General features: G+C 73.3%; 13 protein-coding genes. 5 read left to right on the forward strand and 8 right to left on the reverse strand.

Annotated features, from left to right (window positions below; genetic code table 11):
- Positions 1 to 60: 60 nt before the first annotated feature.
- Positions 61 to 1317, reverse strand: coding sequence for a L,D-transpeptidase (locus tag AC3EQ1_RS30665; protein WP_432097577.1), 1257 nt, complete (start codon positions 1315 to 1317; stop codon positions 61 to 63).
- A 194-nt stretch (positions 1318 to 1511) separates the two neighbouring features.
- A complete protein-coding gene (locus AC3EQ1_RS30670) occupies positions 1512 to 1898 on the reverse strand; it encodes a hypothetical protein (protein ID WP_432097578.1) in 387 nt (128 codons plus the stop codon).
- 107 nt (positions 1899 to 2005) lie between these two features.
- On the opposite strand from AC3EQ1_RS30670, the gene AC3EQ1_RS30675 reads away from it, so the two are divergent.
- Positions 2006 to 2305 carry a hypothetical protein gene (locus AC3EQ1_RS30675; RefSeq protein WP_432097579.1) on the forward strand — a complete coding sequence of 100 codons (300 nt, stop codon included), beginning with the start codon at positions 2006 to 2008 and terminating at the stop codon, positions 2303 to 2305.
- Between the two features lie 306 nt (positions 2306 to 2611).
- Here AC3EQ1_RS30675 and hutH read toward each other — a convergent pair whose 3' ends face one another.
- The 5 genes from hutH to AC3EQ1_RS30700 form a co-directional block, all read right to left on the reverse strand.
- Complete coding sequence (gene hutH, locus AC3EQ1_RS30680; RefSeq protein ID WP_432097585.1) at positions 2612 to 4150, reverse strand: histidine ammonia-lyase; 1539 nt, start codon at positions 4148 to 4150, stop codon at positions 2612 to 2614.
- Between the two features lie 137 nt (positions 4151 to 4287).
- Positions 4288 to 5406, reverse strand: coding sequence for a GGDEF domain-containing protein (locus AC3EQ1_RS30685; protein WP_432097586.1), 1119 nt, complete (start codon positions 5404 to 5406; stop codon positions 4288 to 4290).
- 506 nt (positions 5407 to 5912) lie between these two features.
- Positions 5913 to 6710, reverse strand: coding sequence for an enoyl-CoA hydratase/isomerase family protein (locus AC3EQ1_RS30690; RefSeq protein WP_432097580.1), 798 nt, complete (start codon positions 6708 to 6710; stop codon positions 5913 to 5915).
- A gap of 253 nt (positions 6711 to 6963) precedes the next feature.
- Complete coding sequence (locus AC3EQ1_RS30695) at positions 6964 to 8250, reverse strand: adenylate/guanylate cyclase domain-containing protein (RefSeq protein ID WP_432097587.1); 1287 nt, start codon at positions 8248 to 8250, stop codon at positions 6964 to 6966.
- A gap of 178 nt (positions 8251 to 8428) precedes the next feature.
- On the reverse strand, positions 8429 to 9319 hold the full coding sequence (locus tag AC3EQ1_RS30700) for a biotin--[acetyl-CoA-carboxylase] ligase (protein ID WP_432097581.1): 891 nt from the start codon (positions 9317 to 9319) through the stop codon (positions 8429 to 8431).
- Positions 9320 to 9482: 163 nt separating this feature from the next.
- Between AC3EQ1_RS30700 and AC3EQ1_RS30705 the strand changes: the two genes are divergently transcribed.
- From AC3EQ1_RS30705 to AC3EQ1_RS30720, 4 genes are all read left to right on the forward strand, one after another.
- Positions 9483 to 11072, forward strand: a complete 1590-nt coding sequence (locus AC3EQ1_RS30705; protein WP_351514718.1) for an acyl-CoA carboxylase subunit beta — start codon at positions 9483 to 9485, stop codon at positions 11070 to 11072.
- Between the two features lie 12 nt (positions 11073 to 11084).
- Positions 11085 to 11291, forward strand: a complete 207-nt coding sequence (locus AC3EQ1_RS30710) for an acyl-CoA carboxylase epsilon subunit (protein WP_432097582.1) — start codon at positions 11085 to 11087, stop codon at positions 11289 to 11291.
- An 85-nt stretch (positions 11292 to 11376) separates the two neighbouring features.
- Positions 11377 to 11511 (forward strand): morphogenic membrane protein MmpB, encoded by a 135-nt coding sequence (gene mmpB / locus AC3EQ1_RS30715; RefSeq protein ID WP_351514722.1) that lies wholly within the window; start codon positions 11377 to 11379, stop codon positions 11509 to 11511.
- Between the two features lie 130 nt (positions 11512 to 11641).
- Positions 11642 to 12268 carry a Maf family protein gene (locus AC3EQ1_RS30720; RefSeq protein WP_432097583.1) on the forward strand — a complete coding sequence of 209 codons (627 nt, stop codon included), beginning with the start codon at positions 11642 to 11644 and terminating at the stop codon, positions 12266 to 12268.
- 281 nt (positions 12269 to 12549) lie between these two features.
- Here the strand turns inward: AC3EQ1_RS30720 and AC3EQ1_RS30725 are convergent, their stop codons facing one another.
- Positions 12550 to 13005 (reverse strand): hypothetical protein, encoded by a 456-nt coding sequence (locus AC3EQ1_RS30725; RefSeq protein ID WP_432097584.1) that lies wholly within the window; start codon positions 13003 to 13005, stop codon positions 12550 to 12552.
- Positions 13006 to 13375 lie beyond the last annotated feature (370 nt).

A 13375-nucleotide genomic window follows, 5' to 3' on the forward strand; every position in this document is an offset into this window, starting at 1 on the left:
CCCCCCCCCCCCCCCCCCCCCCCCCCCCCCCCCCCGCCGTCGTGCAGGGGACCGGGGGTGTCAGCCGCCGATGGCGCTCCCGGCGACCCACTCGCTCCAGTCCATGTTCCAGCCGTTGAGGCCGTTGTCCGGGGTGATGGTCTTGTCCGGGGAGTTCTTCACGACGACCACGTCACCGATGAGGGTGTTGTCGAAGAACCAGGCCCCGGGCTGGCTGCTGTCGCCGGCGCCCTTGGCGTCGTTCAGGCCGACACAGCCGTGGCTGGTGTTGACGCTGCCGAAGATCGAGTCGGCGCCCCAGTAGTTGCCGTGGATGAAGGTGCCCGAGGTGGACAGCCGCATCGCGTGGGGCACGTCCTTGATGTCGTACTCGCCCTTGCCGCTGCTGTTCTTGAAACCGACGGTCGAGCCGTCCATCCGGGTCTCCTTGAACTTCTCGGAGATCACCATCTGGCCGTTGTAGGTCGGGTTCTCGGCGCTGCCGGCCGAGATCGGGATGGTCTTGACCTTCTTGCCGTCCCGGGTGATGGTCATCTGCTTGGTCTTGGTGTCGACCGTGCTGACCTGGTTCCGGCCGACGGTGAAGGTGACCTTCTTCTTCTGGACACCCTTCACCCCCGGAGCGCCTTCGACCCCGTCCAGATCGAGATCGAGGGTGACCGTGGAGCCGGCCTTCCAGTAGTCCTCGGGGCGGAAGTCCAGACGGTTGCCGTTGAACCAGTGCCCGACGACCTTCTGGCCGCTGGTCGACTTGACCTTGATCGCGGACTCGACGTCCTTCTTGTTCGTGATCGCCTTGTCGAAGTTGATGGACACCGGCATGCCGACGCCGACCTTCGACCCGTCCTCCGGCGTGAAGTTGCCGATGAAGCTGTTGGACGGGGAGACCGTGGTGATGGTCGAGTTCTCGTTGGCCGAGCGGCCCTTCGAGTCCTTCGCCTCGGCGGTGATCTTGTACTTGGTGGAGCGCTCCAGCTGGCCGTCGGGCTTCCACGTCCGGCCGTCGGGGGACAGCGTGCCGGGAACCTCGGTACCGGACTCGACCGCGGTCATGGTGACCTTGGTGAGCTTGCCGCCCGCGACCTTGACCTTGACGTCGCTGTTGATGCCGGCGTTGTTGGCACCGTCCTTCGGGCTGATCGCTATTCGCGCGTCGGAAGCATCCTTGGCGGCCTGCTGGTCCACCTGAGCCTGCGACTTGGCACGGTTGTCGGTGCTGCCTTCGCCGTCACCGCCGCCGCAAGCCGTGAGCGCGAGCGCACCACTGAGCAGTGCGGCCGCGGCCACCAGGCTCCTGCGACGCTTACCGTCCGTCATCACACGCTTCTCCATTGCTACTGGTCCCCTGAAATCCCCGAGCCGAGCCGTGCGGCGCACTTTTCCCGGCCGCTCTTGGTAGAACACCTATCCCTATTCGTCCGGTTCCCCCGCGACCGAAAATTGTGGGGTACGCCACGTGGGACGGGGCCCCGGTCCACATCGTGGACACCGGGACGCCTCGCGCCCTTCCGTCACGCCCTCCCGGCACCGCCTTCCCCATCCGGCCGGTCCCCATCCTCACCGATCCAGCCGATTCCGTCGAAGTCCTCGTCCTCGTCGTCGAAGTCCCACTCCGCGGAGTCCGGGTCGTAGTCGACCTTCTCGCTGCTCCAGGACGCCTGTGCGAGATCGACCCCGGGAACCCCGTTGACCAGGTCGAACGGGTCGACCAGATAGGCGAGCGCCTCGGCCGCGTCGTCCCGGACGGACGCCTGGGCGTGGGCGCGCTCGTCGTCGGGCATCGTGGTGTCACCCCCGATCTGATCCATGGCCGCTCCGGTGAGTTCACCCGTGTCGGTGATCTCCAGGACCAGTTCCACCCGAAGGCGCACGAACCGTGATGTCTCCTCAGTGCTCATGGCCGGAGCGTAAGGGGCCCGGAGGCCAAGACTTTCCCGCGACCCGCAGGTGTCATTAACATCTCCCGGGACGGCCAATTCTCCAGCTCCACAAGGGGGTCCGTTACGTGTCCGCACGCCGCCCGCTGCTGACCGCAACTGCCGCGGGTTCGATGCTCTTCGCGCTGTGGTTCGTCCCCTCCGCGAACGCGACGGTCGGGGATCCCGGCGCGGCACCGCAAAACCAGCCGACGACACAGCAGGTGCACACCCCGGACGCCTCGGGCGCCGGGCGCCAGCAGCTCTCGCTGGCGGACACCGGCAGCGTGGACACCACCCCGTACCTGGTGGGCGGCACCCTGTTCCTGGGCCTCGGCGCCGCGTTGGTCTCGGTGGCCGCGCGCCGCTCCCGTCCGAACGTGTTCTGACGGTCCGGAGGATTCCGGCTTCCGGGTCCTTCCGCACCGGACCGCGACCGGCTCCGCTCCCGCCACGGCCCGCAGGGGAACCCGAACACCCGCCTCTGTACGTCCCGCTGACGGTCTTTCCGGCTGGAGGCGGCCGCCCGCGAACGGCCCCGCCAACCGGACAGCCCCGCCACCGGACGGCCCCAACTCCGGACGGCCCCACTTCAGGACAGAAGTGGGGCCGCACAGGACCGGTTCCGGCCGCCGGAGGGGCCGGACCGGGGACTCAGGCGCCCAAAGGCTCAGGACCCCAGGCGCTCAGGCGCTTCAGTCGAGCGCCCCGGTGACCGACTCCACCGCGTGGACCAGCTTCCCGGAGCGGACGAAGGCGTCCGCCGCCGCGAGGTCCGGTGCCAGGAAGCGGTCCCCGCCCGGCCCCTCGACTCCCGCCTCCCGTACCGCCGTCAGGACCGCGCGGGTGGCCGGGGCCGGTGTCAGTCCGTCGCGGAGTTCGATCGCCCGGGTCGCCGCCACGAGTTCGACGGCGATGATCCGGCCGAGGTTGTCGACGGCCGTCCGCAGCTTGCGCGCCGCGGACCAGCCCATCGACACATGGTCCTCCTGCATCGCGGAGGACGGGATCGAGTCCACCGACGCCGGCACGGCCAGCCGCTTCAGCTCGCTGACCAGGGCGGCCTGGGTGTACTGGGCGATCATCAGCCCGGAGTCGACACCGGGGTCGCCGGCCAGGAACGGCGGCAGGCCGTGGGAGCGGTTCCTGTCCAGCAGCCGGTCGGTGCGCCGCTCGGCGATGGAGCCGAGGTCGGCCGCCGCCACCGCCAGGAAGTCCAGGACGTACGCGACGGGCGCGCCGTGGAAGTTGCCGTTGGACTCCACCCGGCCGTCGGGCAGCACCACGGGGTTGTCCACCGCGGCCGCGAGCTCCCGGTCGGCCACCAGCCGCGCGTGGGTCAGGGTGTCCCGGCCCGCGCCGGCGACCTGCGGGGCGCAGCGGACCGAGTACGCGTCCTGGACCCGCGGCGCGTCGTCCTGGTGGTGACCGGTGAGGCCCGAACCGGCCAGTACCTTCAGCATGTTGGCGGCGCTGGCGGCCTGGCCCGGGTGCGGCCGGATGGCGTGCAGTTCGGGCGCGAGGACCTTCTCGGTGCCCAGCAGGGCCTCCAGGGTCAGCGCGGCCGTGATGTCGGCGGCGGTGAACAGCCGCGCCAGGTCGGCGCAGGCCATCACCAGCATGCCCAGCATGCCGTCGGTGCCGTTGAGCAGGGCGAGGCCCTCCTTCTCGTGCAGCACCACGGGCTCGATGCCGTGCTCGGCGAGGAGTTCGTGGGCCGGCCGGACGACCCCGTCGGGGCCCTCCGCGTCCCCCTCGCCCATGAGGGCCAGGGCGCAGTGGGAGAGCGGGGCGAGGTCCCCGGAGCAGCCCAGCGAGCCGTACTCGTGGACGACGGGGGTGATCCCGGCGTTGAGGAGCGCGGCCATGGTCCGGGCGACCAGCGGCCGGACGCCGGTCCGGCCGGAGCACACCGTCTTCAGGCGCAGGAACATCAGGGCTCGCACCACTTCGCGCTCGACCCGGGGGCCCATGCCGGCGGCGTGCGAGCGCACGATGTTGCGCTGGAGCTGGGCCCGCAGCTCGGGGCTGATGTGCCGGACGGCCAGCGCGCCGAAGCCGGTGGAGACGCCGTAGACCGGCTCCGGCTTGGCGGCGAGTGCGTCGATGACCTCGCGGGACGCGGCGAGGGCCGCCAGGGTCTCGTCGGAGAGCTCGATCCGGGCCTCGCCCCGGGCCACGGCGATGACGTCCTCAGCGCTCGTCCCGGACGTCCCCACCACCACAGTGTGCATATCCATATTCAGGCACCCTAGAGACTGAATCGCTGGATGTCACGAGGGGGTTCGCACACTCGTCGGGACGCCCCGCGCCTCAGGGGCCCTTGCCCCCTGAGCGCATGCGTCCCGGACGGGCACAGCGCACGGACCCCTCAGTCCCGGCGGAACCTCCGGCGCTCCGGGCCGCCCTCCGGGGGTGCCTCCGCGAGCCGCAGGACCGGGTCGTCCGGCCCCTCCCGGCCCGCGACCACGGGTTTCCGGGAGCGGGCGGCCTTCGCCCGGTACTGCGCCGCGTCCGCGAGCCGGAACAGCCGCCGCGCGGAGCCGACGGGGCCGATCCGCTCGCCGGTGGAGGCGACCCCGCAGGCCACGCCCTCGCCCAGCTCCAGGGCGGTGGCCCGGCGGCACAGCTCCTCGGCCGCCCGGACCACCTCGTCCGGCGGCGGGCCCACCGCCAGCATGCAGAACTCGTCGCCGCCCAGCCGGGCCACCAGGGCGCCCGGCAGCATCGCGCCGCACAGCGACAGCAGCGAGCCGAACCGCTCCAGCAGCCGGTCACCCACCGCGTGACCGAGCGAGTCGTTGACCCGCTTGAGCCCGTTGAGGTCGCAGACCACCAGGCTCACCACGGTGCCGTCGGCCCGGTGCCGCTCGACCGCCTCGTCGAGGCGCAGATCGACCAGCCGGCGGTTGGCGAGCCCGGTCAGCGGATCGGTGAAGGCCAGCCGCCGCGCCTCCTCCAGCCGTTCGGTCTGCGCGATCCCGGCGGCGGTCACCGAGGCCAGCACGGTGGCGAAGGAGGCGTCCGCGGGCCCGAAGACCGGCTCGTCCGCGGGGCGCGCCACATAGAGCTCGCCCCACGCCCGCCCGTGCAGCACGATCGGCGCGATCACACAGCAGCCCCGGCCTCGCCGCCGCAGGGCCGCGCCGCGCCCCCAGCCGCCCGGGGGCGGCCCCGCAGGCCCGTACGCGGCGGAGGCAGTGTCCGCTCCGGGCTCGCCGGCGACCTCCACCCAGGCGTTCGGCTCACCGCCGTCCGCCCCCTGCTCGTGCAGGAACTCCACGATCTCCGGGAACTCGTGCACCGGATAGGTCTCGTCCTCCGGGAACTCCTCCTCGCCGGAGGCCAGCTCGCCGACGTTGACCAGCACCCGGAGCCGGCCGAGCTCCCGCTCCCAGACCGAGATCGCCGCGAACACCCCGCCGAGGGCCCGGCAGGCGCCCGCGGCGGCGGCCCGCAGCGCCTCGGGGCCCGTCTGCGCGGCGGCCATGGCCTGGGCCAGGCCCACAACGGCCCGCAGCCGCGCATCGCCCCCGCTGCCGTCGTCCGACACCGCACCCTCGCGTTCCGTTCACCGTGCGCACACCCTGCACCGCGCGCACTCCAGCGTAGGAACATTTCACGCCATTCGCCCCGTTCGGGCGAGAGGTCGTACCGGTACGGCACCGGGCCGGCACCGGGCCGGCGCGCAGGGGAGCCGGCGCTCCACCGGCGCGGGACCGGCGCAGGACGCCCGCCGGGGACGGGGCACCGCACCGGCCCGCGGGACCGGCGCGCGCCCCGAAAGCCCGGGTGGCCGCCGGGGGCCCCGGGACAGCCCGGGCCCCGGGGCCGTGGAGCCTGGGGCCATGGAGCCTGGGGCCATGGAGCCTGGGGCCATGGAGCTTGGGGCCGTGGGGCCCTGAGGCCGCGGGGTCACGGGGCCGCGGGGTCACGGGGCCGCCCGTGCCCTGGGGCCGTCGAGCCACGGGGCCACGGGGCCGTAGGGCAGCCGGGCTACTCGCCGGGCCAGTCCGGGGTGCGCTTCTCGTTGAACGCCGCCACGCCCTCGGCGCGGTCGCCCGAGAAGGCCACGCTCCGCCAGGCCGCGTCCTCCACCTCCAGGCCGGCCGCCAGGTCCAGCCCGTGCCCCAGCCGCATGGCCCGCTTGGCGGCCCGCAGCCCGACCGGGGAGTTCCCGGCGATCCGCGCGGCCAGCGCCAGCGCCTCGGTGCGGTCCTCGCCCGCCGCGACCAGCTCGTCCACCAGGCCCAGCTCCCGGGCCTCCGGCGCCTCCACCCGGCGCGCGGTGAAGACCAGCTCCGCCGCGCGGGCCGCGCCCACCCGGCGCGGCAGCAGCTGGGTGCCGCCACCGCCGGGGATCACGCCGACCGACACCTCGGGCAGTCCGACCACGGCCGTCCGGTCGGCCACGATCAGGTCGCAGGCCAGCGCGATCTCGAAGCCGCCGCCGAGGGCGAAGCCGTGGACCGCGGCGACGGTGGGCATCGGCAGCTCCAGCACCGCGGTGTAGGCGGCCCGGGTGTACGGGCGCTGGCGCACCAGCTCGGCGTCGCTCAGGGAGTTGCGCTCCTTGAGGTCCGCACCGACGCAGAAGGCGCGCTCATGGCTGGACGACACCACCACGACCCGGGCGGAGCGGTCGGCGGCCAGCGTGGCGCACGCCTCCGTCAGGGAGCGCGCCATGGCGGTGGAGACGGCGTTCATCGCCTTCACCCGGTCGAGCACCAGCTCCGCCACATGCCCGCCGTGCCGTCGTACGACGACCCACTCCCCGAACCGCTGCTCGCCCATGCGCCCTCCCGGTTAACGACCGTGAACCCGACGCGAGGCATCATCGCACCGGCAGCCGCCCGCCGTCAGGCCCCTCCCGGGGCGACGGGTGCGGTCCGTCCGCCGGGCAGCCCCCGGGCGACCGGGACAGCCCCTCCGCCGAGCAGCGTTCCGTGGCGACCTGTACGGCCCTCCGCCGCGCAGGCTCCCGGACCCGACCGCACGGCGTACCGGACGGCGCCCCGCCCGACGCCTTCAGACCCGCCCCGCTCCGTCAGACCCGCCCGCCGCCGTCCGGCGAGGCCGGCTGCGCCCGCCGGGTCAGCAGCCAGGGCTCGACGACCCCGAGCCCGCGGACCGGCCGCTGCCACATCGGCTGGAGCGCGAAGCGGTACGGCGACTCCGGGCCCTCGCCCTCCTTCTCGGCCGCCGCGGCCTCGGCCTCCGACTCCGGGGCCTCCCCGGACCGCATCAGTTCCTCCGCGAACGCCCCGTCCACCAGGACGGCGTCCTTCGGTGCTATCGACGTCAGCCGGCTCGCCAGGTTCACCGTGGTGCCGAAGACGTCGCCCATCCGCGTCGTCACGGTGCCCAGCGCGATCCCGACCCGCAGCTCCGGCATCGTCTCGTCGTGCCCCATGGTCTCGATGAGCCGCAGCCCGATCTCGCTCGCCACCCCGGCGTCGTCCGCGGCGAACAGCACCTCGTCGCCCAGGGTCTTGATCAGCCGGCCGCCGTGCGCCGCGACCAGGTCCGCGGCCGTGGTCTCGAAGGCCTCGACCAGCTCGCCGAGCTCCTCCTCCTCCAGCCGCCGAGTCAGCCGGGTGAAGCCGACCAGGTCGGCGAAGCCCACCGCCAGGCGCCGGTCGACCATCTCCTCGTCGTCCTGCGCCTGCACGACCCGGCCGGTCGCGGCGGCCAGCTGCCGCCGCCAGACGTAGACCAGGAACTCCTCCAGCTCCGGCAGCAGCAGCTCGATCAGCGGATAGGTGACCTCGGTGCGGGTCATGCCGGGCTCCGGCGGCTCGGTCAGGCCCTCCAGGAAGGAGTCGATCTGCCACTCGGCGAGCCGTGCGGTGGTCTGGCCGGTGGACCGCGCCACCTGCACCGCCAGCGGCTCGCTCAGCAGCCCCGCCTCGACCAGACCGGCCAGCCGCCGCAGCGCCAGCACGTCGGCCTCGGTCAGCGCCTTCGCCTGGCCGATGTCCGCGAAGCCCATCGCCCGCCAGAAGCGCGAGGCGAGCTCCATGGAGACCCCGGCGCTGCGGGCGGCCTGGAAGGGGGTGTAACGGCGCTCCGCGCCCAGGATCAGCTGCTCCAGCCGGAGGGCCAGGGGATCCCCCTCCTCGGGGGCCCCGCCGCCGTCCCGGGCCGCTGTGGCCTCGGCGCCCTCGGCACCGTTGCCGCAGGCCTCGCTCCCGCCCCCGTCGCTCCCGGCCCGGCGGGCCGCCCCGGCCCGGTCGGTGCCGGCCCGGTCGGCATCGGACCGGTCGGTGTCGGTACGAGCGGCCCCGGCCCGGTCGGCGTCGGTGCGGGCGTCGTGCTCGGGGGCGGAGTGCACCTGCGGTTCGGGGGATTCGTGTGCGCGCCCCGGCGCGCCCGGGTCGTCCACGGTCACCGCCCGCCCCCTGTCCGATCCCTGCGCACAGCCCTTCCGATCACTTCTCGCCGCTCCGCCCGGGTCCCGCCAGGCCGCTGCCTGGTCCGGTGCCCCAACGATACGGCAGGTGTGCCCTAGCTCACTCTTGTGTCGCGGAGCGGAGATGGACGATGTCCCCGGCTCCCACCGGCTGCTGCACACCCGCGTCCGTGGCGAGCACCAGCCGGCCGTCGCCGTCGATCGCGACCGCCTCGCCCACGATCTCCCGGCCGCCCGGAAGTTCGGCCCGTACGGTCCGGCCGAGCGTCGCACAGCCCGCCGCGTAGGCCTCCTGGAGCCGGCTGGCCCCCGGGTCGCCCCCGGCCGCCCGCCAGTCCCCGTACCACTGCTCCAGGGACCGCAGCACCGCCCGCAGCAGCGGGTCCCGGTCGCTGGACGACGCCCCCGCGAGGGCGAGGGAGCCCGCGCCCGGCACCGGCAGCTCGTCCGCGTGCAGCGAGACGTTCAGCCCGATCCCGATCACGACGCCGTCCCCGGCCCGCTCGGCGAGGATCCCGCCGGTCTTGCGCTCCTCGTCGCCGATCCGCACCAGCAGGTCGTTGGGCCACTTCAGCGCGGTGTCGACGCCCGCGGCGCGGGAGAGCGCGGTCGCCGTCGCGACCCCGGCGAGCAGCGGCAGCCAGCCCCACCGCCCGACCGGCACGTCGTGCGCGCCGGGCCGCAGGAAGACCGAGAAGAAGAGCCCGGAGCGGGGCGGTGCGGACCACTGCCGGTCCAGCCGCCCGCGTCCGGCGGACTGCTCCTCCGCCACCAGCACCGTGCCCTCGTCGGCCGCGCCGGCGCGGGCCCGCTCCGCCAGGTCGCTGTTGGTGGACCCGGTCACCTCGACCACGTCGCAGGAGGTCCAGAGCCCGCCCGGGCGGACCAGGGCCTTCCGCAGGGCATTGGCGTTCAGCGGCGGCCGTTCCAGATCGGACCAGCGGCCGTGCGGACGGTCGGGCTGCGGTGCGCCCGGCGGCTTCGGCGTCATACCGTCAGCGTAGGGCCCGTACCAGCTCAGGGCCCGCGCGCGAAGGGTCCCAGGTGTGGCCAACACCGCACTGCCGCAGCGCACGGTCGCGGATACGCTACGAGGCGGTAGCCCCACGTAGCCCAGGTAGCCCAATCCGAGGACGAGCAGGAGCCGCATCCCGATGTCCGAGCCGGAAATCGACATTCACACGACCGCAGGCAAGATCGCGGATCTGCAGCGGCGGACCCACGAAGCGACGCACGCCGGCTCCCAGCGCGCCGTCGAGAAGCAGCATGCCAAGGGCAAGCTGACGGCCCGTGAGCGCGTCGAACTCCTCCTCGACGAAGGGTCCTTCGTCGAGCTCGACGAGTTCGCCCGGCACCGGTCGACCAACTTCGGCCTGGAGAAGAACCGGCCGTACGGCGACGGCGTCGTCACCGGCTACGGCACGGTCGACGGCCGCCCGGTGGCCGTGTTCTCCCAGGACTTCACCGTCTTCGGCGGCGCCCTCGGCGAGGTCTACGGCCAGAAGATCGTCAAGGTGATGGACTTCGCCCTGACCAACGGCTGCCCGGTCATCGGCATCAACGACTCCGGCGGCGCCCGCATCCAGGAGGGCGTCAGCGCCCTGGGCCTGTACGGCGAGATCTTCCGCCGCAACACCCACGCCTCCGGGGTGATCCCGCAGATCAGCCTGGTCGTCGGCCCCTGTGCCGGCGGCGCGGTCTACTCCCCCGCCATCACCGACTTCACGGTCATGGTGGACAAGACCTCGCACATGTTCATCACCGGCCCCGACGTCATCAAGACGGTCACCGGTGAGGACGTGGGCTTCGAGGAGCTGGGCGGCGCCCGGACGCACAACTCGACCTCCGGCGTCGCGCACCACATGGCGGGCGACGAGAAGGACGCGATCGAGTACATCAAGTCGCTGCTGTCCTACCTGCCGTCCAACAACCTCACCGAGCCGCCCGCCTTCCCCGAGGAGGCGGACCTGGAGACCTCGGACGAGGACCGCGAGCTGGACACGATCATCCCGGACTCGGCGAACCAGCCGTACGACATGCACCGGCTGATCGAGCACGTCCTGGACGACAACGAGTTCCTGGAGACCCAGGCGCTGTTCGCCCCGAACATCGTCACCGGCTTCGGCCGGGTCGAGGGCCACCCGGTGGGCATCGTCGCCAACCAGCCGATGCAGTTCGCCGGCTGCCTGGACATCGACGCCTCCGAGAAGGCCGCGCGCTTCGTCCGCACCTGCGACGCGTTCAACGTGCCGGTGCTGACCTTCGTGGACGTCCCGGGCTTCCTCCCCGGCACCGACCAGGAGTACAACGGCATCATCCGCCGCGGCGCCAAGCTGATCTACGCCTACGCGGAGGCCACGGTCCCGCTCATCACGGTCATCACCCGCAAGGCCTTCGGCGGCGCCTACGACGTCATGGGCTCCAAGCACCTGGGCGCCGACCTCAACCTGGCCTGGCCGACGGCACAGATCGCGGTGATGGGCGCGCAGGGCGCGGTCAACATCCTGCACCGCCGCACCATCGCGGCGGCCGAGACGCCGGAGCAGGCCGAGGAGGTGCGGACCAGGCTCATCAGCGAGTACGAGGACGCCCTGCTCAACCCGTACACGGCGGCCGAGCGGGGCTACGTGGACGCGGTGATCATGCCCTCGGAGACCCGCCGGCACATCGTCCGCGGGCTGCGGACCCTGCGCAACAAGCGGGCGTCCCTGCCGCCGAAGAAGCACGGCAACATCCCCCTGTAAGGAGGCCGGCCCATGTTCAAGGTTCTGCGGGGCAACCCGACTCCCGAGGAGCTGGCTGCCGCACTGGCGGTGGTCCAAGCACGCGCCGCGGCGGCCTCGTCGGCCGCCGAGGCGCCGGAAGAGCTGAACGAGTGGTCCGACAAGGCCCGTAACGTGCCCCGCGGCGGCCTGCCGCAGCCGGGCCCGAAGGCCTGGCGCAGCTCGGCCTGGCCGCGCTGACCCACCCGGCCCTGTCCGGTCCCGCCCGTGCCGCCTGAGTACCCGTACTCAGGCGGTACGGTCCGTTCTGTCGCAGGATCGAAGGATGCTGTGGTCCGACCCCTCCGACGAGCCCTCCGAGGAGCTGCGCGACGCCCAGGAGAAGCTCCGCCGGGCGGGCCGGGTCCTGGCGGTCGCGATGGTGGTTCTGATGCTGGTCCTCGGCCTGCTGCACCCGTGACGGGCGCGGGCGGCCGATACGTATTCCCCGGCCCCCGCCTCTCCCGTCCCCTCCGGCACTGCCTCCGCCCTTCCCTCCGGCACTGACTCTCCCCTCCTGGCCCCGGCGCGGCCCCGATACCCTGGCGGGCATGACCGGGAACCCCTCCGCCGCCGCGCGCACACTCGTCCTCGCCTCCGCCTCGCCCGCCCGTCTCGGACTGCTCCGGCAGGCCGGAATGGCGCCCCGGGTGATCGTCAGCGGGGTCGACGAGGACGCCCTCACGGCGGACTCCCCCGCGGAGCTGGCCCGGGTGCTGGCGGAGGCCAAGGCCGCGGCGGTGGCGGCCCGTCCCGAGGCCGCGGGCGCGCTCGTGGTGGGCTGCGACTCGGTGCTGGAGCTGGACGGTCAGGCGCTGGGCAAGCCGGCCGACGCCGAGGAGGCCACGGCCCGCTGGAAGTCCATGCGCGGGCGCTCCGGCGTCCTGCGGACCGGGCACTGCGTGATCGACACCGCGAGCGGACACCGGGCCGCGACGACCGCCTCGACGACGGTGCGCTTCGGCGAGCCGACGGACGCCGAGGTCGCGGCGTACGTGGCGACCGGTGAGCCGCTGCACGTGGCGGGCGCGTTCACCCTGGACGGCCGCTCCGCGCCGTTCGTCGAGGGCATCGACGGCGACGCGGGCAACGTCATCGGGCTCTCCCTGCCGACGCTGCGGGCCCTGCTCGCCGAGGTCGGCGTGGCCATCACCGACCTCTGGGTCCGGGAGGCCTGAGCCGCCCCGGACCTGACGGCGCGTCCGCCCCCGGCGGCACGGCCCCGCGACGGAACGCCGGGCGGGGCGAGCTCCCGGCCCGGCGAACGGCGCCACGGGCCTCCACACGGCGTCAGGAAGCCCTTGGACGGGCTGCGACCGCCGGACGGGCCGCGACTGCTTGGACGGACCGCGGCCGCCGGACGGGCCGCGACTGCTGGACGGACCGCGGCCGCGCTCGAGCGGGGGCGCCCGAGCGGGGCGCGGCCGGCCAGCCGGTCCCGGCCCGGGACGCGCCCGGATCAGGCGGGGTTGGCCCCGGGAGCCGCGGGCGGAGCGTCCGCGGCCGGTTCCGTGCCCGCGCCGTCCTGCGGGGCGTAGGCGATGAGGGTGAAGACGAGCAACGCCAGCAGCACCGTCAGGAACAGGAACGCCGCCCAGCCCACCAGCCCGACCGCCAGCATGGCGAGCACCCCGTGCACCACGGCACAGGTGATGAGCAGGATGCGGGTGAACCGCCCGGGGGCGCGGTCCCGCAGCGCGCCGAGCAGCAGAACCACCCCGCAGCAGGCCAGATAACAGCCGAAGAGACCACCGGCGATCCAGGTGGACACGGTCATGGCGTGCGGGTCGAGACCGGCGAGGGACATGTCCTGCCGGTCCACCACCACGCCGAGTATCAAATGGACCAGCGCGATGCCGATCGCCTCCAGAAACAGCAGCACCGACCCCACCGCGGCCACCGGTCTCCGTGCCACACCGCCCACCCACTTCCGCTGTTACCTGCAGTACCGACGTCAGCGCGAACGCTACTAATGGGTAATCCGAGGAAACAAGGGGTGTGCGCCTCGCCCGGCCGGGCGAATCGATGCGGCAAAGTTTCCTCCCCCCGTTCGTAGGGAGCCGACAAAGAATCACCTCCCGCGACGGGGCCGCGCCGCAGAGATCTTGACCACACCGAAGGGCCTGTCTGCCCGGGGAATTGCGGGCGTACCGTTGGACGACAAGGGTTTTCGGCCCTTCGGCGACGACGGGATGACACTCCGTGTGGGCAAGGTCACCCCGGATGGCGACTCGGCATCTCGTGTCGGCAGTCCCTAAACTCGCCTTGTTTCAAGGAGGGAGCCA

The organism is Streptomyces sp. bgisy100 (assembly GCF_057709105.1).